Origin of the sequence: Oryzihumus leptocrescens, assembly GCF_006716205.1 — a bacterium.
Lineage (GTDB): Bacteria > Actinomycetota > Actinomycetes > Actinomycetales > Dermatophilaceae > Oryzihumus > Oryzihumus leptocrescens.
This window is the reverse complement of sequence record NZ_VFOQ01000001.1, coordinates 1,330,868-1,351,253: the sequence shown is the minus strand read 5'-3', so window position 1 is coordinate 1,351,253 and position 20,386 is coordinate 1,330,868. Positions and strand designations below refer to the sequence as shown.

The window sequence follows — 20,386 nt, the reverse complement described above, 5'->3', positions numbered from 1 at the left end:
GAGGAAGGCTCACGACATGGCCGAGTTCACGGCTGAGGTCTACCAGAACGAGTTCCTGCCCGACGGCGGCACGGACGTGCACGCGATCGTGACGGTCACCTGCCAGGGCGCCGGCGAGGCCGGGCGCTCCGGGGCCGGTGAGGCCGCGGAGATCGTCATCGTCGACACCTCCGGCTCGATGGGCGAGGACAAGATCCGCGCGGCCCAGGCCGCGGCCTCCGCGGCGCTGGACCAGGTGCTCGACGGGACGTGGTTCGCCGTGATCTCGGGCAACCACGAGGCGCGCCTGGCGTTCCCCTCCGGACCGATCGCGCCCGAGTCCGGGGTCGGCATGGTGCGCATGGACGACGTGATGCGGCGCGCGGCCAAGGCGGCGATCGCGACGTTCCACGCCGACGGCGGCACCGCGATGGGCACCTGGCTGACCAAGGCCCGGCAGGTGTTCGCCACCGTCCCGGTCACCCAGAAGCACGCCATCCTGCTCACCGACGGCAACAACCAGCACGAGACCCCCGAGCAGCTCTCCGTCGCGATCAGCGCGGCCGAGGGGCAGTTCCAGTGCGACTGCCGGGGCGTCGGCGCCGACTGGGTGGTGGCCGAGCTGCGCCGCATCGCCACCGCCCTGCTGGGCACCGTCGACCTCATCCCGCGGGCCGAGGAGATGCCGGCGGTGTTCGAGACGCTGATGCGCCAGTCGATGGGTCGCGGGGTCGCCGCGGCCGACCTGCGGGTGTGGTCACCACAGGGGGCCCAGGTGCTGTTCGTGCGCCAGGTCGCCCCCACTGTGGAGGACCTCACCGGGCGGCGGACCCCGGTCAACCCGCTCACCGGGGCCTACCCGACCGGGTCGTGGGGGGATGAGTCCCGGGACTACCACGTGGCGGTCCGGCTGCCCGCCCGCAGCATCGGGCAGGAGCAGCTCGCCGCTCGGGTGCAGCTCGCCGTCGGCGCGGACGTCGTCGCCCAGGGCCTGGTCAAGGCGCTGTGGACCGACGACGACACCCTGACCACCCGCATCAACCCGGCGGTCGCGCACTACACAGGGCAGGCCGAGCTGGCCCAGGCGATCCAGGACGGGCTCGCCGCCAAGGCCGCCGGCGACGACGCCACCGCGACGGCCAAGCTCGGCCGGGCGGTCCAGCTCGCCGCCGAGACCGGCAACGACGAGGCCACCGACCGCCTGCGCAAGGTGGTCGACGTCGACGACGCGGTGACCGGCAAGGTGCGCCTGCGCAGCAGCGTCGACCGGCTGGACGAGATGGCCCTGGACACCTCGTCGACCAAGACGACCCGGGTGAAGAAGTGACACCCGCACCGAGAGCGAGGCGGCGGAACGCATGAGCCCCTACACCTGCCCGCAGGGGCACACCTCCGAGGCCGGCGACTACTGCGACACCTGCGGGGCGCCGATCTCCGCGGGCTCCTCCGGCGCCGGTGGCGCGGTGGCGGCCGGCTCCGGCAGCGCAGCGGCGGCGGCGCCGGGCGGCTCGTCCGCGAGCGCCGGCACCGGTGGCGCGCCGGGTGCGCCTGCCCCCGCGACGACGGCCCCGGCCGGCCCCCGCACCTGCCCGAGCTGCTCGGCCCCGAACGACGCCGACGCCCTGTTCTGCGAGGCGTGCGGCTACGACTTCACCACGGGCGCGATGCCCCGACCGCCCGACGGCGCACCCGGGCAGGGCGCGGCACCGGACGGCCAGCAGCCGGCAGCAACCGCCTCCCCCGTGCCGCCCCCGGTGGCGCTGGAGTGGGTGGCCGAGGTGTGGGTCGACCCCGACTGGTACGCCGCCCAGGAGTCCGAGGACCCGTGCCCGTCACCGGGCCCGCCGACCGTGGTGCCGCTGACCGTGCAGTCGGTGCTGGTCGGCCGCCGCTCGGTCAGCCGCAACATCCACCCGCAGGTGGACTGCTCCACCGACACCGGTGTCAGCCGCCGGCAGGCGCAGCTGACCACCGACGGCCAGCGGTGGTGGGTGGAGGACCTGCAGTCGGCCAACGGCACCTACGTCGGTCCCGCGAGCGGCCCGCTGCCGACCGCCCCGCTGCCGCCGGGGCAGCGCCACGAGGTCGACGAGGACCAGCGCGTCTACATCGGCGCCTGGACCCGCCTGGTCATCCGGCGGGCCACGTCGGAGGAGAAGGCCGCCCGGGCCTGAGGACGTCACGCGGGTTGCGCCGGCCGCGGAGAGCACCTGCGGACCGGGCCCGGGCGGGCGGCGTCCGGGCCCGGTCGCCCGCGGCGGCTAGACCACGACCTTGTAGAGGTCGATCGCCGTCTCCTCCGGCGGGCTGGCGAACCCGCCCTCGATGCCGGCCTGCATGCGCGGCATGAGGATCTGGTCGCGGAAGCGCTCCCAGCTCTCCTGCGACTCGTGCACGGCCATGATGGTCCAGCCGCCGGCGGAGGGGCCGGCCGCGTGGAACACCTGGCCGTCGGGCAGCTTGTCCGGCCCGGGGTGCACCGCGGCGATGGACGCCTCGTACTGCTCCTTGGTGCCGCCCGGGAAGAAGTGGACGATCCCGTATGCCATGGCCTTCTCCCATCGTTGGGTGCGCCGTGGCTGCGGCGCACTCCCGAACCTAGGCAGAGCGGGGACGAGTCGAATCCACCGTCCGGAGGGGGTGCGGCTACGTCACGGGTCGTCGCGGTGGTGGGCCGGGGCCGGGCGGTGCACGATGCCGGCATGGACGTGGCCGACGCGATGGACGAGCTCTACAAGCGCGCACCGGAACAGTTCGTCGCACACCGCGCTTCGCTGGTGAGCCGGTTGAAGGAGTCCGGCCAGGTGGAGCTCGCCAGGCAGGTGGGCACGGCTCGACGCCCCTCGCTCGCCGCCTGGGCCATCAACCTGGTCTTCCGGTCCGACCCCGGGCGGGCACAGCAGCTGGCCGAGCTCGGCCGGGCCATGCGCGAGGCGCAGGCAGCCATGGAAGGCGACCGCATCCGCGAGCTGACCGCGCGGCGGCGTGAGCTGGTGGACGAGCTGACCGCCACGGCCGCAACGCTGGCGGGGGCCCAGGGCCACGTCCTCGAGGGAACGGCCCGTCGGGAGCTGGCCGCCACGCTGACCGCAGCCCTGGTCTCGGACGAGGCGTATGCGGCGGCCACCTCGGGGGTGCTCACCAGGTCGCTCAGCTACTCCGGCTTCGGGGACGTCGACGTCACCGCCGCCACGGCCACCCCGCTCACGCCGGCCCGTGCCGCGGCGACCGGCTCGACCGGCTCGACCGGCTCGGCCGATGCGGCCGATGCGGCCGAGCCGGCCGGTGCGGCCGCCGGCACCGAGGCACGCGAGCAGGCCCGGCAGGTCGTCATCGAGGCCGAGTCCGGCGTCGAGCAGAGGCGGCGCGAGCTCGAGGCGGCCCGGGAGGGCGAAGCCGCCCTGTCCGCAGCGGTCGAGGAGCTCCACCAGCAGCTCGACGCCCGGCGGGCAGAGCTGGCGCGGGCCCGCTCCCGGGTCAGCGAGGCGGATGCGGCACTGACCCGGGCCGCGGCGGTCCTCGACTCGGCCCGCAGGGCGATGGACCGGACGTGAGGCCCACCGGGCGCCGCGCACGGGACGGTGGCCTGTCGTCGGCACGTCGCCACCCGGGTTGTGGCTGAATACGGGGTGATGCCCTACCGGACCGGACCCGAGGAGCCGCGACCATGAGCGAGCCGACCGAGCGCACGACTGTCCGGCGCCTGCCCGAGAAGGCGGTGACGGACCGGTCGGTCCTGGACGCCATCCTCGACGAGGCCCTGGTGGCCCATGTCGCGCTGGCCGAGGGCGACCAGCCGTTCGTGCTGCCCATGGCCTGCGCCCGGGACGGGGACCGGCTGCTCCTGCACGGCTCCACCGGCAGCCGGCTGATGCGTGCCCTGGCAGCGGGCGCCCCGACGTGTGCCACGGTGACCCTCCTCGACGGGCTCGTCTTCGCCCGCTCGGCCTTCGAGTCCTCGATGCACTACCGCAGCGCCACCATCCTGGGGCGCGCCTCGGTCGTGCCGCAGGAGGAGCTCGTGGACGCGCTGCGGGTGCTGACCGAGCACCTCCTGCCGGGGCGCTGGGCGCACCTGCGGCCGCCGCAGCGCAAGGAGCTGGCGGCCACGATGGTGCTCGCCCTGCCACTGCAGGAGTGGTCGGTCAAGGTCGGCGACGGCTGGCCGGAGGACGACCCGGCCGACCTCGGGGCCGACGTGTGGGCAGGTGTGCTGCCGTTGCGGACCACCGCCGGGCCGCCGCGCCCCGCCCCCGACCTGGCGGCCGGCATCGAGGTCCCCGACCACGTCCGCACCCGCTACCCGTCCTGAGCGACAAGCTGCGAACCGTCCCGGACACCAGGGAAACCGGCCGATCGCCGGGGAGCCTCTTTGACGGCATACCGGTGCCTGTGTGGCGAATTGTGAGGCCACCTCGACCCCGTTCCTTGGTACTAGCCCCGGCCGATTGAGGATCCGCCGGCCGAGAACGTCTGCTACCAACAGGGAAAGGAAGCAGGTCGATGGCCGTGCAGGCCATCCGGAGCCCACGTTTGGGGGCACTCATGGCACGTTCTCCACAAGCTGCCGAGACGGTCGGCCGCACGCGCTGGCGCCGGTTCGGACTGGCAGCAGGAGCGGGGGTCGGCGCGGTCGGCCTCATCGGGTACCTCGGCGCCACCGGTGCCTTCGCGCTGTCGTTCTCGTTCTCGGGCATTCCCTTCACGCTGTCCGCGGACAGCCTGAGCGGTAGCCACTTCGTGCAGTACGCCTTCCCGGACAAGCTGGCCAGCAGCGCGGGCGCGAGCGCCCTCAACAACGGTGCCGGCGCGCTCATCAACGGGTCTGGCTCCATCAACAACACCGCCACCGCCGGCGGCAGCACCTATGCCTCCGACACGGTGACCCAGCTCGGGTCGGCGACGATCTCCAACCTGGCCCAGAGCATCTGCGCCCCGACCCCGCTCGGCAACGCCATCCGGGTCACCATCGCCGGCGCGGGTGACACGACGGCGTCGAACCTGGTGATCCAGGCCCCGGCGCTGACCGCGAGCGGCGCGAACTTCAACAACTTCACCATCGGCGAGTCCGTGGGCTCGGCCCTCGCCGGTCAGGGCTTCGCCCCGAACAACGACTTCACCGACCCGTATGGCGCGCTGTCCGGTCAGCCGATCGGGGGCAGCTTCGCCCAGGGCGCCGACCGCGTGACGCTCACGAGCATCAAGCAGGTCGGTGTGGGGACGGAGGCCGGGAGCTTCAACATCAGCGGACTCAAGCTCTACGCCGAGTTCGTCTCCAGCTGCTGAGGGTTCGGCAGCCGCCGACCCGGACCACACATCGCTGGGGGCACCAGGAAGTCGTGCGGCCGGTGGGACGCAGCGTCCCACCGGCCGGCACGCATGAACAGGGGAACTTCTCATGCCTGATGACGACGCGTCACGACCCAGCGAATCGCATGACCTCCCGCCGGAGGCGGATGCTGCCCCGCCACCGGCGGACGCGCTCCCGGCGGCCAGGCCCCGACGGTTCCGTCGGTGGCGGCGCTCGCGACCCTTCTGGGGTGGCCTGTTCACCCTCCTGGGCGGGCTGGAGATCGCCACCATCCCGCTGACCGCCTACAAGATCATGCTGGTGACCCCCTCGGTCGTCATCGCGGCCCTGGTGGGTGCCGTGATCGCCATACTCGGCCTGCTCATGTGGATGACGCCGAGCCAGAACAAGCTCTACGGGCTCCTGGCGATCCTGCTCGGCGTGGCCTCGTTCGTCACCAGCAACGTCGGTGGCTTCCTCCTCGGCGGCCTGCTGTCGATCATCGGTGGCGCCCTCGGGTTCGCCTGGGTCGTCGTCGACCGGACCCCGGCACAGGACTCCGCACCGGCGGCGGCGCCCGACCTGCCGGACGACGGGGACCCCGGCCCCGCCGCCGGTGGCACCGGACCGGAGCCCAGCCGGGCATGAGCAGCTCATCCGTGGGGCGGCGGCAGCCGTCCATCCGCTGGTCCGCGGGCGCGCTGATGGCCGCAGCCCTGGTGCTGAGCCAGGCGCCGGGCATCGCCCTCGGGCAGGCCTCGCTGCCTCCCGGCACCCCCGGTGGAGCCGGCGCGACCCTCACCGCTGCGAAGGCCACGCTCGCCGGGCTGGTCTACGACGGGGTCGTCACCGTGCCGACCACGGCCGGCGACGTGCCCACCATCGAGCTGCGCAGCACCGCCGCCACGCTGACCGGGCTCGAGCTGCACACCCCGTGCACCCCGGTCACCGCGATCGGGACGGGCCTGACGGCGGCATCGGTCACGCCGGCCGACAGCGCGTCGACCTCGGCCAACGGCCTGACGCTCTACGCCCGCTCGGTCACCGCCACGATGGCGGGGGCCGGCGTGACCTGGACACCGGACAGCCCTCCCCCGGCGGCCGACCTGGGTGACGTCGTCCTCACCGACGTCACCATCGAGGTGACCAGCCTGACCCTGCCGGCGTTCAGCGCGCCCGGCCTGCGGCAGTCGGCCTCGTTCTGCACGCCGGCGTGAGCCGCGGAGACCCGTCGCGGCACCTCATGCCCCGGGGACCAACGCCTCTTCCGGGGTCGCCACCGGCCCGGGCACCGTGGGTGCCGAGGCAACCGTCCAAGGGAAGCGACGATGGCATCGACGAGGACAGCAACGCCGAAGGCCCCCGTGCCCGGTTCCACGGGCACCCAGCCCTCCGCCGGCTCCCCGCCCGCCAGGGGCACCGAGGCGCTGGACGGCACCCGCCGGGCCGCGGCCGACGCGGCCGTCGAGCGCGCTGCGCAGGCCGCCCGGGCGTTCCGAGAGCTCGACCAGGAGCAGGTGGACCGCATCGTCGAGGCGATGGTGCGCGCGGGGGTGCGGGCGGCCACCGAGCTGGCCCGCCTCGCCGTCGAGGAGACCGGCTTCGGCGTCTTCGAGGACAAGGTGGTCAAGAACTTCGTCGCGACGGAGTTCCTCCACGACTACCTGCGCGGCAAGAAGTCGGTCGGGGTCGTCGAGGAGGACGTCGAGCGCAACATCGTGCGGGTCGCCGAGCCGATCGGGGTGGTCCTGGCGATCACGCCCGTCACCAACCCGACGTCGACGGTGCTCTACAAGGCGATCGTCGCGGCCAAGACCCGCAACGCCATCGTGTTCCGGCCCTCGCCGTTCGCGACCCGCTGCTGCGAGCGCAGCGTCGAGATCCTGCGGGAGGCCGCCGAGAAGGCCGGTATGCCGCCCGGTGCCCTGCAGGTGCTCCCCGACCCCGAGCACCGGGTCACCCACTACCTGTTCACGCACCCGCAGGTCGACTTCATCTGGGTCACGGGCGGGCAGAAGATCGTCGCTCTCGCCAATGCCGCGGGCAAGCCGGGCCTGAGCGTCGGCCCCGGCAACGCGCCCGTCTACCTGCACCGCACCGCCGACGTGAAGGGGGCGGTGGTCGACATCCTGATCTCCAAGACCTTCGACGCCTCGGTGATCTGCCCGGCGGAGCAGACCTGCATCATCGACGACGAGATCTACGACGAGACGATCGCCGAGTTCGAGCGGATGGGCGCGCACCTGCTCACTCCCGCCGAGGAGGAGCTGCTCGCGACGTTCGCGTTCGGCGACGGCGACCGGGCCAACCTCGCCGCGCTGGGCCAGCTGGCCCCGGAGCTGGCGCGTCGCGCCGGCTTCCGCGTCGCGCCGGCCACCAAGGTCCTGCTCGCGCCCCTGCCGGCCGACCTCACCGAGCTGGGCAGGCACCCGCTGGTGCAGGAGAAGCTCATGCCCGTGCTCGGCGTCGTGCGCGCCCGGGACGAGCGGCACGCCATCGACACTGCGGTGCTGGTCACCGAGCACGGCGGTCTCGGGCACACGTCGGCCATCTACGCCCGCGACGACGCCGTCGTGGACGCCTACAGCCGGGCTGTGCGCACCGGCCGGATCCTGGTCAACGCGCCGACCGCCGTCGGTGCCCTGGGAGGGGTCTACAACAACCTGACGCCGACCTTCTCCCTCGGGTGCGGGACGTGGGGCGGGTCGAGCACCACCGAGAACGTCAACTACCTGCAGCTGCTCAACCTCAAGACCGTCTCGCGCCGGCGCACGCCGCCGCAGTGGTTCCGGGTGCCGTCGAACACCTACTTCAACGCCGGTGCGCTCGAGAACCTGCGCGACGTCGAGACCGACAGCGCGGTCATCGTCACCGACGGGCCGAGCGAGGACCGGGGCGTGGCGGCCCTGGTGCGCAGCACGCTGCGGGCCCCGCACGTCCAGGTGTTCAGCGACGTCGCGCCCGAGCCCGACGAGGCGACCATCCGACGCGGCGTCGAGCTGTTGCAGCGCGTCCGGCCCGACCTGGTCGTGGCCGTCGGCGGCGGCTCGGTCATCGACGCGGCCAAGGCCATGCGCCTGTTCCACGAGCACCCCGAGCTGCGCCTGGCCGACCTGACGCTGCCGTTCCTCGACCCCCGCAAGCGCGTGGTCGAGTACCCCCAGGACGCGCACACGGTCCAGCTGGTCGCGCTGCCCACCACGTCCGGGACCGGGTCGGAGGTGTCACCGGCCGCTGTGGTCACGGTCGACGGCCGCAAGGAGACCCTGGTCGACTACGGCCTCGTGCCGGACCTGGCCATCGTCGACCCGATGCTGACGCTGTCGCTGCCCGACGCGGTGACGCTGGACAGCGGTGTCGACGCCCTCACCCACGCCCTCGAGGCGGTGGTGTCGGTGTTCGCCTCGCCGTACACCGACGCCTTCTGCGTGCAGGCCGCCCGACTCATCTTCGAGGCCCTGCCCCGGGTTCACGCCGACCCGGGCGACCTGGAGGCGCGCACCGACATGGCCAACGCCGCGACCTTGGCGGGGCTGGCCTTCTCCAACGCCTTCGTCGGCACCAACCACGCCCTCGCCCACGCCGTCGGCGCCCGGTTCCACCTGGCCCACGGCCGCGCCAACGGCGTCTTCCTGCCCCACGTGCTGGCCTACAACGCCGCGCTGCCCAGCAAGTTCATGCCGGCACCGGGTTACTCGGCCTACGTCGCGCCCGAGAAGTACGCCCAGCTCGGCCGGGTCATCTTCGGCGGGCGCGGTGCCGAGGAGAGCCGGCGCCGCCTGTTCCAGGCGGTCGACGACCTGCTCGACAAGCTCGGTATGCCGCGCACCCTCCAGGACGCGGGCGTCGGGGAGCAGGAGTTCCTCGCGGCGCTGCCCGACCTGGCGATGACCGCGTTCCAGGACCTCAGCAACCGGACCAACCCGCGCATGCCGCTCGTCCAGGAGATCACCGACCTGCTGCGGCAGGGCTACTACGGCTCGGATGGTGCGGCCCCGTGAGCGGGCGCAGACGCATCGGACCGGTCGACACCATCTGGCTGAACATGGACCGGCCGAACAACCTCATGGTCATCGAGTCGGTGATGTTCCTCGATCGAGCCCCCGACTGGGACCGGCTCGTCGACGTGGTGCGCCGGCGCATGGTCGAACGGTTCCCGGTCTTCCACCAGCGGCCCCTGCCACCGCGGACACCGCTGGGCCTGCCGCACTGGGAGGACGACCCGGACTTCTCGCTGGACCGGCACCTGCATCGCGTGAGGCTGCCGCGGCCGGGTGACGACGCGGCCCTGCAGCGACTGCTCGAGCAGCACCTGCACGTGCCGCTCGACCGCGCCCACCCGCTGTGGCAGATCCACCTCGTCGACGGCTACGGCTCCGGGGCCGCCGTCCTGTGCCGGTTCCACCACGCCCTGGCCGACGGGATGGCGCTGACCCAGGTGATGCTCTCCCTCACCGACGAGGCGCCGGACGACGACCTCGGCGAGGCCGAGGGTGCCCTCGCGCCGCCGCGGCACCGGGGTCTGGCCGGTCTCGTGGACTCCGCGCTGTCCGCCACCCGCGCGGGAGCCGGGCTGACCCGGCAGGCGGTGACCGGCATACGCGGCCTGACCACCCCCTCGGGGGTCGTGGACGCCGCGGGCCAGGTGCTGCGCACCGCGCAGGTGGTCGACGACCTGCTGCTCACCAGCACTCCCGACAACCCGCTCAGCGGCACCCCCGGCATCCACAAGCGGGCGGTGTGGTCCCAGCCCTGGCCGCTGGCCGACCTCAAGCACGTCGGGCGGCTGGCCGGGGCCACGCTGAACGACGTCCTGCTGAGCGCCGTCGCCGGCGCCCTGTGCCGCTACCAGCTCGACCACGGCGCGGTCCCGGTCGACCTGCCCACGATGGTGCCGGTCAACGTCCGACCGCTCGACCAGCCGTTGCCGCGCGAGCTGGGCAACAAGTTCGCCCTGGTCTTCTTCACCTTCCCCTCCAGCATCCAGCCGCCGCTGGAGCGCCTGGCCGAGACCAAGCGGCGGATGGACTGGCTCAAGCGGTCTCCCGAGGCGACCGTGACCTTCGGGCTGATCACCGCGATCGGACGGACCACGCGCCAGCTCGAGCACTACGTCGTCAACTTCTTCGCGGACAAGGTGATCGGCGTGACGACCAACGTCGCCGGCCCGACGAGCGTGCGCTACCTCTGCGGCGTCAGGATCTCCGGGGCCCTCGGCTGGGTGCCCGGGTCGGGTCGCCAGACGCTGGGCGTCAGCATCTTCACCTACGCGGACACGCTGCGGGTGGGGTTCATGGCAGACGCCGACCGCGTCCGCGAGCCGGAGAAGCTGTTGCACGCCGTGGAACGGGAGGTCGCCGACCTCATCAGCGTGGCGCGGACCGCCTGAACGGCCGCGCAACCCGGCGCGTTCGGCAGGACAGGAGGACAGGGATGCCGACCGACAGCTCCACCCAGAACGTCGAGATCGACGCGGCGTTCGAGGACGTGCTCGCCACGATCCGCGACGTCGCCAGCCAGCCGGAGTGGATCCCCGAGATCCTGGAGGCCGAGGTCCTCTCGACCTTCGACACCGGGCTGCCCCAGACCGCGCGGTTCAAGGCCAAGGCCACGGTCGGCACCGACCGCTACACGCTCTCCTACGACCACACCGACGACGCGATGAGCTGGACGATGCTCTCCGGCGTGCTGCAGACCGGGCAGGAGGGCCTCTACACCCTGACACCGCTGGGGTCCGGGCGCGTCCGGGTGACCTACGAGCTGACGATCCACCACAACCTCCCGCTGCCGGGGTTCATCCGCTCCCGGGTCATCCGCGGCCTGGTCGCCAGCACCCTCACGGGGCTCAAGTCGCACCTGGAGGGCGCGCCCGTCTGACCCCGCGCCGGGCGACCGGGCATCGAGGCTGCGTCGCGATGGCCGGGCCGGTGGCCAGGGGGCACAGGGCCTCAGCTGCGGGAGCTGTCCGTGGCGGGCGCAGGATCCCGATTCCTGGCGGCGAGGGTCCCGGCCACGGCAGCCACCGCGATCGTCACGAGGGCACCGAGGACGAGGGCGGTGGGTTCACCCGCGGCCAGCAGGTGTGACTGCACCCCCAGGGCCGCGGCCGCGACCGGGACACCGAGCTGCGCGCAGGCCAGGGCACCGAGCGCGGGCCGCTGCCCCATGAGCCGCGGGACAAGGTGGGTGGCGAGCGCTCCGACACCCAGGGCCACGCCGAGCCCGATGAGCGAGGGGTGCCGGCCGAGCGCGCGCAGGTCGAGGGAGGCGCCGAGCCAGATGAAGAAGAGTGGGCCGAAGAAGCCCTCGGTGACCGCGAACAGCTGACGGGCCAGGCGGCGTGGCTCGCCGATGGCCGCTACCGCCAGGCCGAAGGTGAAGCCGGCCAGCATGATCGAGACGCGGGTGGTCTGGGCGACGGCGGCGAGGCCGAACAGGATGGCCAGGTTGATCCGCAGCTCGAGGGCGAACTTGCGACGCTCGGACAGGCGGTGCACGTCGCGCCGCCATCCGCGCCGCTCGGTGGCCCGCAGCACCACGAACAGGACGACGGAGCACCCGACCACGGCCAGCGCGCCGAGGGCGGCCCGACCGGCGCGGGCGGGGTCGATGGCCAGCGGGACCGCGACGATGCAGACGGCGTCGGCGACGGCCACCTGGGGCAGCAGCTCCAGCACCGGGTCGCCGGTCAGGTGGAGGGCATCGATGATCGGGAGGATCAGGGCCGCCGAGGACGATGCCAGCAACACGGCATACAGCACGGCGTGGCCGGTGCCGAAGACCTGGGCGAGCGCGACGGCGACCGGGGCGGCGGCGACCCCGACGACGGCGGCCCGGAGCAGCCCCTTCGGCAGGGCCGTCCGCAGCCGGGAGTCACCGACGGGGACGTGGGAGCCGGCGACGAACATCACCAGCGCGAACCCGATCTGTGCCAGGAACGCGAAGGTGGGCTCGGTGGCGTGCACGGCCCCCAGCAGCATGGGCCCGAGCACGACACCGACCAGCAGCTCGCCGACGACGACGGGCAGGCCCCACCGGTGGGAGATCGCGAGCAGCGGCCCGGCGATCCCCGCCAGGCAGATCACGGACAGGAGCGTGAAGGTCACCGGCGGTCCCCCTCCATCGCGAGGTCAGGGTGGTCATCCCCCTCGGGAACGCGCTTGCTTGCGGCGTGGGGCACGTGCTCATGGTCCTCCCTCGCCACGACCGAACGGCCGAGCTGGCTCATCGGCGCGCCGCAGGCCCGGTCAGGAGGGCTGGACGTCCCCCTTCCGCCCGCGGCATCCCCGACGGATGAGGCGACGTGGCGGGCCACGGCACGAGAGTGTGGCCTGACCGGTCCGGACCTCAGGCAGCGCTCAGCCCCGGGACCGATGCTGGTCCGGGACCACGACGCCGGCGAAAGGGGGTCACCCAGCGATGAGGAGGCTCGCGCTCCTGGCCGTCGCCGCACTGGTGCTGGCCTCGTTGGCGACCTGCCGCCAGCCGGACGCCCCTCCACCGGCCCGGACACCGCGGAGCACCACCGTGCCGCATGGCCCGTCCGGCACGTGGGCGCTCCACTGGACCGACGAGTTCAACGGCACCAGCCTCGACCTGGGCAAGTGGCAACCGAACTGGGGTGGTGCCACCAGCTCCTCGGTCACCAAGCCGGTCAACACGGCGGAGCTGTCCTGCTACGACCCGCGTCAGGTCACCGAGTCCGGCGGCGCCCTGCACCTGACGGCGGTCAAACGCCCCTGCCTGTCCTGGCAGTACGCCTCGGGACTGGTCGAGACGGCCCGCACCTTCCAGTTCACCTACGGCTACGCCGAGGCGCGCATGCTCCTGCCGGCGAGTGACGTTTTCGGCGCCTGCACGAACTGGCCGGCGTTCTGGGTCAACGGCAACGACGGTGCCCCGATCGAGGAGATCGACACCATGGAGTGCCTGGGTGGCGACGTCCAGTGGCACTACAGCTGGGACCACTACCACCACGAGGTCACCAACCTGACGCCCGCCTGGCACAACTCCATGCCGCCCTCCGCCTCCGGGTGGCACACGTTCGGCGTCGACTGGGAGCCCGGGTCGATGACCTTCTACTACGACGGCGTGTCCCAGGGCTCCGTGGCCCAGCCTGCGACGCATCCCCACTACCTGGTCGTCAACCTCGCCGTGTCGAGCAGGATCTCCCCGCCGGTCCTGGTGCCGCAGACCGTGAGCATCGACTACGTCCGGGTCTTCACGAGGAGGTGATGGGCACGTGCCGGCTGCCGGAGGCCCGGCGGCCAGCGGAGCGGACCGGCGTTGCCTCTGCCGGCGAGCCGGGCAAATACTGGCCAGGACGCAGTGCCCCCGGGTGAGCCCCTGCGGGGCGCCGCGGGACGGGGCGGTGTCATGACGGAGCAGCCGGACGTGGACGCGCTCGTCCTCGACCTCCGCATGGTGGACGGCCACCTGCTGGACAGCATCGGCGGCAAGGCGGCGAACCTGGGCGAGCTGATGCGCGCCGGGCTGGCCGTGCCGCCAGGGTTCTGCGTCACCACCACGGCGTACGCGCGCGCCACCGCGGACGCAGACCTTGTCGCTGTGGCGACCGTGCTCGCCCGACTCGACCCGGCGGACACCGCGGGGGTGGCCGAGCATGCCGCACGCGCCCGCGAGGTCGTGCTCGCCGCCGGTATGCCGGACCAGGTCGCCGAGGCGGTCTCCGCCGCGTACGAGGCGCTGCCGGAAGGCCCCGACGTCGCGGTCGCGGTGCGCTCGTCCGCGACCGCCGAGGACCTGCCGACCGCGAGCTTCGCGGGCCAGCAGGACACGTTCCTCAACGTGGTGGGCACACCTGCCGTCCTGGAGGCGGTGCGGCGCTGCTGGGCGTCCCTCTGGACCGACCGCGCGGTCGCCTATCGACAGGTCAACGGCATCGACCACACGGCGGTCCGTCTCGCCGTCGTGGTGCAGCGCATGGTGGACGCCACGGTCGCCGGGGTGCTGTTCACCGCCGACCCGGTCTCCGGCGCGCGGCAGCACGCCGTCATCGAGGCCACCCCCGGCCTGGGCGAAGCGGTGGTCTCCGGCACGGTGAACCCGGACCGGTTCGTCGTCGACACCGACAGGGGCACCGTGGTGCACCGAGCGCTGGGCGACAAGCGCCATGTGGTCCGTTCCCGGCCCGGCGGCGGCACCGCGCACATCACCCTGCCCGCCGCGGATACCGTCGCGTGCCTCGACGACCAGCAGGCGTGCCGTCTGGCCCGCCTCGGCCTGCAGGTCCAGGACCACTTCGGCGCCCCGCAGGACATCGAGTGGGCCCTGGACCGGTTCGGGCAGGCGTGGCTCGTCCAGTCACGGCCCATCACCACCTTGTTCCCGGTGCCAGTGGCGCGGTCGCGGGACGGCTCGACCCTGCGGCTGTTCTTCTGCATGAGCCTGGCCCAGGGCCTGCACCGCCCGCTCACCCCGATGGGCCTCTCGGCCTTCAACCTCCTGGGTGCGGCAGTGGGCGACATCGCCGGTCTCCACACCGCCGACCCGGTCCAGGGGCCGGTCGCCGTCACCCCGGCCGCGGATCGGCTCTTCCTGGACGTCACCGCCCTGGTCCGGCACCCCGTCGGGCGGAGGGTGTTCCCCAGGGTGCTCGACGTCATGGAGGCGCGGTCGGCCGTGGCACTGCGCAGCGCCCTGGAGGACCCGCGGCTCCCACCCCGCCGGGGCGGGCGGCTGCGGTTCGCCGCGAGGCTGGGGCGCGTCATGGTGCGCTTCCGCATGCCCGTCGTCGCGGCCCAGGCAGGCCTCCGACCCTCCAGCGCCCAGCGCCGGGCCGGCCGGCTCGAGGCGGCGGCGCGGCGGCGCCGGGGCCTGGGGGAACGCGCGTCGGCGAGCGAGCGGCTGGAGTGGGTCATCCGGCATCTGGAGGGGCAGGTGGTGCCGCCGCTGCCCGCGATCGCCCCGGCGGCCGCAGCCGGGTTCGCGATGTTCGAGCTCGCCCGACACCTGCTCGGCCAGGACGCCCGACCCGGTGACGTGCAGACGGTCCTGCGGGGCCTGCCCCACAACGTGACGACGGAGATGGACCTGAGCCTGTGGGACGTGGCCGCGGCGACCCGGCTGGAGGAGTCCGCCGCGACCACCGTACGGGATGGCGAGGTCGCCGACCTCGACTCCGCCTTCCGTGCCGGCACCCTGCCCCCGGTGGTCCAGCGCGGCCTCGAGTCCTTCCTGGAGCGGTACGGCGCCCGGGCGGTGGCCGAGATCGACCTCGGCATGCCGCGTTGGCGGGACGACCCCGGCCACCTGCTCGTCGTCCTCGCGAACTACCTGCGGCTGCCCGACGGCGCGCCCGACCCGCATGCCGGGTTCCTGCGCGCCAGAAGGGAAGCCGAGGCGATGGTCGACACGCTGAGCAGGCGCGCCGGCCGCCGGGGGCGCCTGCGCGGGGCGACCGTGGCGTTCGCCCTTCGCCGGGCCCGCGAGCTGGCCGGCCTGCGGGAGATGCCGAAGTTCCTCCTCGTGCTGGGCCTGGCCCCCGCCCGGGCGGAGCTGCTCCGGGTGGGCGAGCATCTGGCCTCGACGGGTCGTCTCGCCGCGGCGGAGGACGTCTTCTTCCTCGACCTGACGGACGTGCGCGCCGCGCTCGACGGGGCCGACTTCCGCGAGGTCGTCCGGCGGCGGCGCGGGACGTACGACCTCGAGCTGGGCCGTCGTCGGGTGCCCCGTCTGCTGTGGTCGGACGGGACGGAGCCGGAGCAGGAGCCGCCGCCGAGCGCGGACGGACGCCTGCGGGGCACGCCCGCCTCACCCGGGGCCGTCACGGCGCGGGCACGCATCGTCCAGGACCCGTCCCACGCCCATCTGGAGCCCGGCGAGATCCTCGTGGCGCCCTCGACCGACCCCGGGTGGACGCCCCTGTTCCTCACCGCCGGCGGGCTCGTCATGGAGATGGGCGGCGCAAACTCCCACGGCGCCGTCGTGGCCCGCGAGTACGGCATCCCGGCCGTCGTCGGCGTCCCGGACGCCACGAGCCGGCTCACCACCGGGGCGCGGGTCCACGTGGACGGCACCCACGGAGTGGTCACGCCCGAGTAGGCGCGCGGGCGGGAACCGCGGCCCTGGCCGGTCTGTTGCTCCACCTGGCGGGCGGAGATCGCCTGGCCTTCACGTCCGTGCAGGGTGTGGAGATGGGCCGCCCCAGTCGACTGGAGCTGGAGGCCTGGCGTGCCCGGGACGGCATCCGTGCCAGCGTCGCAGGCAGCTGCGTTCCCGTCCTGCGTGGCGAGGCGTCCTTCGACGTCTAAGGTTGCGGCCATGGCGATGACGCCGGAGGACTTCTACGCCCACGCGCTGGCCGCGGCAGACAGCGAGCACCGTCTGCCGCTGTCGCGCATGACGTCGTGGGATGTCGCCCCGTTCGAACAGGAGGACCTCCGCGTCGTCCCGTTGCGCCCACCCGTCGTGCCCGAGGCACCCCGGCACGGCGAGGACCCGCAGTCCTGCGGCGCGTGTGGGGCGGGCGAGGAAGGGCTCTGGCTCAACGAGCACTGGCGGCTGCGCCGTGTCGGGCCTGCCGGCGTGCCCCTCGTGCTCATGCTGTGGCCCCGGCAGCACTACGACCTCGACGACCTCCCCGATGAGCGGGCCGCAGAGCTCGGCGTCCTGAGCACTCACATCGCCCGGCACATCGAGGCACTGCCCCACATCGCGCGCGCCCACGTCTACCGGGTCGGAGACGGCGGGGCACACCTGCACATCTGGTTCTTCGCCCGCCCCCTGGGCCAGGGCCAGCTGTACGGCTCCTGGCTGCCCGTGTGGGATGACCTCCTTCCGCCGTACCCCGAGGACCTGGCGCAGGCCGACGCCGAAGCCGTCGCTCGGGCCCTGGACAGCAGCTACACGGCCACGGAGCGCTCCTGATCGCGTGACGGCTCGACTGGCATCGCGCGACTGAGAGGTCAGGGGTTGGTTGCCTGTCCCCCGCATCATCGCCGCAGCGGTGCGTCCCAAGGAACCTGGAGCGGGACGCGGCGCGGTTCGTCTGTTGAGGCGGAGCTGGTCAGCCGCCTGGCCCAGGCCGCCGCCTCGGCGCGGTTCGTCGTGCCGGACTTCCGCAGGATGCTGGAGACATGGACGCTGACGGTCTTGTCGCTGATGAACAGGGCCTTGGCGATCTCGGTGTTCGAGCGGCCGGCCATCACGTGCGCGAGCACCTCCCTCTCGCGCGGGGTCAGGACCGACAGGCCGTCTTCCGCCGCCGAAGCCAGCGGTGCGGGGCTCTCAAGAGGCATGTGGCTGGCGAGCGCGAGCGCCTCGATGTTGGCGCGCAGGGCCAGGGCACCCAGGCTGACGGCCAGGGAGTGGGCTTTCCTCAGCGCTTCCGCAACCTCGGCTCTTGTGCCCACTCCTCTGAGAAGGGCCTCGCCCAGCCTCCACGCGGCCGTCGCCTCTTCCCATGGCAGGCCTGCCGCCTGGCACGCCTCAGTTGCGCTGCGCCAGGCGACGGCCTGCTCAGGCAGGTCACGGCCACGGGCGAGCTCGGCGTCGTACAACGCCTGCCGCGCTGGCTGGATCAGGTCTTGAGGGCTCCCGCGGACGAAGTCCTTCACCGCCACGGTGGACCACGCCGCCAGCATGCGTGCCAGGCTCGCCTCCGCCAGAGCAACGCCGCTGGGTTCGTTCCGGTCGCGGGCGGCTTCGGCCAGGTCGGCGAAAGCGCGCGCGGCCAGGCACAGGAACTCGTCACCGTCGCGGGGGTCGCGTGCGGTGGCTTGGCCGATCTGGGCGGCGATGAGTCCCAGCGCGGCAGCAGGGCGGCCTTCAGCGATGAGCACCTCGGCCTCCCCGAACGGGTAGCTCCCGGTGCCGCGGTACTCGGTGGTGCATACCTCGGCGGCCCGGCCCAAGTGCCATCTCGCCGAACCCAGATCTCCGGTCCGGGCACAGAGGCGGGCCATCGCGGTTCGCGCGAACGATTCACGGAAGTCCGCACTGGCGGACGCGAGCAGGGGACGCAGGAGCTCTCGGGCCTCGTCCCATCGCCCCAGGACCAGCGCGAAGGCACCGGCGACGGAGAGGATGAACTTGCCCTGGAAGGGTGCACCGGCACGCATCAGCTCGACTCCGTGCTCTTCGTAGACGCGCGCGACGGACACATAGTCCCCCCGCTCCATGAACCGGTTGCCGAGCTCCAGGACCGCCTCGACCATCGCTAGGGCATCCCCATGAGCCGCAGCAAGGTGATAGGCCTCGGTGAGCTGCCGTACTGCCTCTTCGTTGTGCGAGGACGTCCGTGCGCTGGCCAGCAGGGCGAAGATCAGTGGCTCTGATGAGCCGGTCAGCCGGGCCGCCTGAAGCACGGCAATGGATTGCGCTCTTCCGGTCGCCTCATCGGTGTAGGACTCCGTCCATGCTGCGACAGCCGCCACGGTGAGTTTCTCGGGCGGGTCGGCAAGGAGTTCCGCAACGGACATGGCCTCAAGGAGCGGGGGGGTGTACGCGGCCATCCCATAGTTGCCGGACTCCATGAAGAGCCGGTGCTGGACGAGCAGGAGCTGGCAGACAAGTCGAGGGTCCGCGGCCGCGTCAGTCAGGGCCAGGGCCTGCTCGACCAGCGAGAGGGCCTGCTCGATCCGGCCCAGGCCCAGAGCGGCTCTGCCGGTCCGCAGCAACAGGTGCGCCTGGTCGGCGGACGACCCTGGTTGGCGCCGCAAATGCGGCCAGAGCCGACATGCACGCAGCAGGTGCTCCAGCCGCTCGGGGTTGCCCTGCACCGCGCCCGCCTCATCGGCTGCCGTCAGGGACCAGCGGAATGCGTCTGGGGGATGTCCTGCCAGTTCGTGGTGGGTCGCGATGTCGCCCGGCGCGCCCCCAAAGGCCTCGAGCCCCTTGGCGTAGGCCGCATGGACCGCCGCGCTCTCGTTGCGTGGCAGGTCCGCGGTGAGCACCTCCGCGATCAGGGGATGCCGGAACCACAGCAGGCCGTCGCCCACCCGCGCCGCGACGCCGGACTCCACCGCCTCGGCAACGGCCGAACGCACATCGGGGACACCTCCGGCAGGCGACAGGCTGAGTTCGGCGTTCACGCGTTCAAGGACGTCGCTCCCCGTTGGGCGACCTCCGATCGCCAGCAGGCGGGAGGCGTCGCGGGCGGCCTTGCCCAAACCGTGCCACCGTCCCAGGAGCGCCTCGCGCAACGCCTCTGGCACAGCGGCCGACAGGGCTGGCGCCACGGGCGAGACGTCCCGCAACAGCAGCTCCGTCAGGTACGGATTGCCCCCGGACCGCTCGTGCACCTGGGACACAAAGCCCTCGGTTGCCGCGCCCGTCCCGAGCATCGCTGCGATCTGCTCAGCGGTGCCATCTGGCCCAAGACGCTGAAGGCGCAGTTCGCCGACACCGGGCAGACGCCGAATGTCTGCGAGCCACACGTTCAGCGGGTGCCCTTCCGGGCGGTCTTCGTCCCGGGCAGTCGCCACGATCGCCACAGGCACGCTGCTCATGCCGGTGAGGAGGAACGCGAGCAGGTCCAGGGACGAAGTGTCAGCCCACTGGAGGTCGTCGACGACCAGGGCCACCGGCGCCCGCTCAGCGATGCGACGCACGGCTTGGTCCATCTGCCGTAACAACACTCCAAGCTCCCCGCTGGGACGGTAGCCCCGACCCGGCAGGATCGCCGTGAGCTCGTCCAAGCCCCACAGGACCTCGGCACCCGCCTTGTCGCTCACCCCCGCGAGCCAGCGAGCCACCGCCGAAGCGACGGCCGAGAATGGCAGCGAAGCAGAGCCGAAGTGCACGCAAGAACCCGAGAGAACCTGCACCCCGGAAGAGCGGGTGCACGCCTCGCTCACCAAGCGCGTCTTACCTACCCCCGCCTCGCCGTACACGAGCAGCCCGGTGGGCTGCCCCCGCGTCGCGAGGGCCAACCTCTCCATCACCACGGCCAACTCATGGCTTCTGCCCGCCAGCGGGTAGGAGACGCCTTCCGGCATCGCGGTCACCAACCCAGTGTCCTGCGGTGTCCGACGCCTGTCATCGGTCTCCCACGCCCACTCGCGTTCGCCCACGGCGGGGTGTCGGCGATCCGGTTCAGGTCCGGCCGCGTGCGCAACCGCACGTAGACCGTTCGGCCGACCAGCTCCGGACCGC

The 20,386-nt window shown here is 72.9% G+C and carries 16 protein-coding genes; 13 read left to right on the top strand and 3 right to left on the bottom strand.

Translation table 11 applies throughout. The features are described from left to right. The first annotated feature begins 16 nt into the window (after positions 1 to 16). Both FB474_RS06480 and FB474_RS06475 read left to right on the top strand, forming a co-directional pair. Positions 17 to 1,306 (top strand): vWA domain-containing protein, encoded by a 1,290-nt coding sequence (locus FB474_RS06480; RefSeq protein ID WP_141787896.1) that lies wholly within the window; start codon positions 17 to 19, stop codon positions 1,304 to 1,306. A gap of 31 nt (positions 1,307 to 1,337) precedes the next feature. After that, positions 1,338 to 2,153, top strand: a complete 816-nt coding sequence (locus FB474_RS06475) for a double zinc ribbon and FHA domain-containing protein (protein WP_141787895.1) — start codon at positions 1,338 to 1,340, stop codon at positions 2,151 to 2,153. 87 nt (positions 2,154 to 2,240) lie between these two features. On the opposite strand, the gene FB474_RS06470 is transcribed toward FB474_RS06475, so the two are convergent. Beyond that, positions 2,241 to 2,528 (bottom strand): hypothetical protein, encoded by a 288-nt coding sequence (locus tag FB474_RS06470; RefSeq protein ID WP_141787894.1) that lies wholly within the window; start codon positions 2,526 to 2,528, stop codon positions 2,241 to 2,243. A 153-nt stretch (positions 2,529 to 2,681) separates the two neighbouring features. On the opposite strand from FB474_RS06470, the gene FB474_RS06465 reads away from it, so the two are divergent. The 8 genes from FB474_RS06465 (at position 2,682) to FB474_RS06430 (ending at position 11,146) form a co-directional block, all read left to right on the top strand. Further along, a complete protein-coding gene (locus FB474_RS06465; protein WP_141787893.1) occupies positions 2,682 to 3,533 on the top strand; it encodes a hypothetical protein in 852 nt (283 codons plus the stop codon). A gap of 113 nt (positions 3,534 to 3,646) precedes the next feature. Then, complete coding sequence (locus FB474_RS06460; RefSeq protein ID WP_141787892.1) at positions 3,647 to 4,291, top strand: pyridoxamine 5'-phosphate oxidase family protein; 645 nt, start codon at positions 3,647 to 3,649, stop codon at positions 4,289 to 4,291. Positions 4,292 to 4,524: 233 nt separating this feature from the next. Further along, positions 4,525 to 5,265, top strand: coding sequence for a DUF6230 family protein (locus FB474_RS06455; RefSeq protein WP_141787891.1), 741 nt, complete (start codon positions 4,525 to 4,527; stop codon positions 5,263 to 5,265). Between the two features lie 112 nt (positions 5,266 to 5,377). Next, positions 5,378 to 5,917, top strand: coding sequence for a DUF6114 domain-containing protein (locus tag FB474_RS06450; protein ID WP_141787890.1), 540 nt, complete (start codon positions 5,378 to 5,380; stop codon positions 5,915 to 5,917). Next, on the top strand, positions 5,914 to 6,486 hold the full coding sequence (locus FB474_RS06445) for a hypothetical protein (protein ID WP_141787889.1): 573 nt from the start codon (positions 5,914 to 5,916) through the stop codon (positions 6,484 to 6,486). The genes FB474_RS06450 and FB474_RS06445 overlap by 4 nt, the downstream gene beginning before the upstream one ends. A 147-nt stretch (positions 6,487 to 6,633) precedes the next feature. Next, positions 6,634 to 9,270 carry a bifunctional acetaldehyde-CoA/alcohol dehydrogenase gene (gene adhE / locus FB474_RS06440; protein WP_221632454.1) on the top strand — a complete coding sequence of 879 codons (2,637 nt, stop codon included), beginning with the start codon at positions 6,634 to 6,636 and terminating at the stop codon, positions 9,268 to 9,270. Continuing rightward, the gene (locus FB474_RS06435; protein WP_221632453.1) at positions 9,267 to 10,658 is read left to right on the top strand and encodes a wax ester/triacylglycerol synthase family O-acyltransferase; all 1,392 of its coding nucleotides are present in this window, start codon (positions 9,267 to 9,269) and stop codon (positions 10,656 to 10,658) included. Before adhE ends, FB474_RS06435 begins: the two co-directional genes overlap by 4 nt. Positions 10,659 to 10,702: 44 nt before the next feature. Next, positions 10,703 to 11,146, top strand: a complete 444-nt coding sequence (locus tag FB474_RS06430; RefSeq protein WP_141787887.1) for an SRPBCC family protein — start codon at positions 10,703 to 10,705, stop codon at positions 11,144 to 11,146. A gap of 71 nt (positions 11,147 to 11,217) precedes the next feature. Here FB474_RS06430 and FB474_RS06425 read toward each other — a convergent pair whose 3' ends face one another. Next, entirely contained in the window at positions 11,218 to 12,375 is a 1,158-nt protein-coding gene (locus FB474_RS06425; RefSeq protein WP_141787886.1) for a cation:proton antiporter, read from the bottom strand. Positions 12,376 to 12,688: 313 nt separating this feature from the next. Here FB474_RS06425 and FB474_RS06420 point away from each other — a divergent pair, with 313 nt between their 5' ends. The 3 genes from FB474_RS06420 (at position 12,689) to FB474_RS06410 (ending at position 17,158) form a co-directional block, all read left to right on the top strand. After that, positions 12,689 to 13,504 (top strand): glycoside hydrolase family 16 protein, encoded by an 816-nt coding sequence (locus FB474_RS06420; RefSeq protein WP_141787885.1) that lies wholly within the window; start codon positions 12,689 to 12,691, stop codon positions 13,502 to 13,504. A 141-nt stretch (positions 13,505 to 13,645) separates the two neighbouring features. Next, the gene (locus FB474_RS06415; RefSeq protein ID WP_141787884.1) at positions 13,646 to 16,333 is read left to right on the top strand and encodes a PEP/pyruvate-binding domain-containing protein; all 2,688 of its coding nucleotides are present in this window, start codon (positions 13,646 to 13,648) and stop codon (positions 16,331 to 16,333) included. Positions 16,334 to 16,552: 219 nt separating this feature from the next. Next, entirely contained in the window at positions 16,553 to 17,158 is a 606-nt protein-coding gene (locus FB474_RS06410; protein ID WP_141787883.1) for an HIT family protein, read from the top strand. Between the two features lie 65 nt (positions 17,159 to 17,223). Here FB474_RS06410 and FB474_RS06405 read toward each other — a convergent pair whose 3' ends face one another. Further along, positions 17,224 to 20,229 carry a helix-turn-helix transcriptional regulator gene (locus FB474_RS06405; protein ID WP_246092360.1) on the bottom strand — a complete coding sequence of 1,002 codons (3,006 nt, stop codon included), beginning with the start codon at positions 20,227 to 20,229 and terminating at the stop codon, positions 17,224 to 17,226. Positions 20,230 to 20,386: the final 157 nt, after the last annotated feature.